The sequence below is a fragment of the Burkholderia cepacia genome, assembly GCF_001039005.1.
Taxonomy (GTDB): Bacteria; Pseudomonadota; Gammaproteobacteria; order Burkholderiales; family Burkholderiaceae; genus Burkholderia; species Burkholderia theae.
In genome coordinates, this window is sequence record NZ_LDWR01000070.1 from 1 (window position 1) to 1,132 (window position 1,132).

1 pseudogene is annotated in these 1,132 nt (G+C 68.0%); it reads left to right on the plus strand.

The window, feature by feature from the left end:
* Window positions 1-1,132: pseudogene (locus VL15_RS34460) on the plus strand (hemagglutinin); the annotation flags it as partial.

A 1,132-nucleotide genomic window follows, 5' to 3' on the forward strand; every position in this document is an offset into this window, starting at 1 on the left:
TCGACCGGCCTGTCGTCGGCGAACAGCTCGATTTCCTCGCTGTCCACGTCGACCTCGACCAGCATCGGATCGCTGTCGACCGGCCTCAGCTCAACCAACAGCACGATCCTGTCGCTGTCCACCTCGACGTCGACCGGCATCGGCTCCTTGTCCACGGGCCTCAGTTCGACCAACAGTTCGATGACGTCGCTGTCCACGTCGACCTCGACCGCGATCGAAGCCGCGAAAACGCATTATTTCAGCGTCAACGACGGCGGTACGCCATCGGCGAACTACGCCAACAGCGCCGCGACCGGCCTCTACTCGCTGGCCGCCGGCGTCGGCGCCACCGCGGCGGGCGCAAGCAGTGTCGCGGTCGGCAACGGCTCGAACGCGCAATCGAACGGCTCGGTCGCGATCGGTCAAAGCGCTTCGGCAACAGGCGGCAAGGCGGTGTCGATCGGCTCGGGCAACACCGCGAGCGGCGACGGTGCGGTCGCGATCGGCGACCCGAGCGTCGCGACGGGCACCGGCGCAGTCGCGATGGGTGCAAACGACACGGCGACCGGCACCGGCGCAGTGGCGCTCGGCAACGCGAGCACGGCAACCGGCAACAGCGCGCTTGCATTCGGCAACTCGAGCCAGGCCACCGCGGACAACACGATCGCACTCGGCAACCAGGCCACGGCCAGCGCCATCGGCGCGCAGGCCTACGGCTCGGGCGCCACGGCCAGCGCCACCAACGCACTCGCGTTCGGTTCGAACGCCACCGCGAACGTCGCCAACTCGATCGCGCTCGGCGCGAACTCGGTCACCGGCAACGCGGTCGCGGTGTCGAGCGTCACGGTCGGCGGCGTCACGTACCCGGTCTTCGGCACCAGTCCGGTGGGCGTCCTGAGCGTCGGTGCGCCGGGTGCGGAACGCCAGATCACGAACGTCGCTGCCGGCCAGGTTTCGGCCACCAGCACGGACGCGATCAACGGCAGCCAGTTGAACGCGACGAACCAGGCGGTCAACACCCTGTCGACGACGACCGCGACAAACGTCGCATCACTGTCGACGGGTATCAACTCGCTGTCGACGGGCCTGAGTTCGACCAACAGCAGCGTGTCGTCGCTGTCCACATCGACGTCGACCGCGATCAACACGCTGT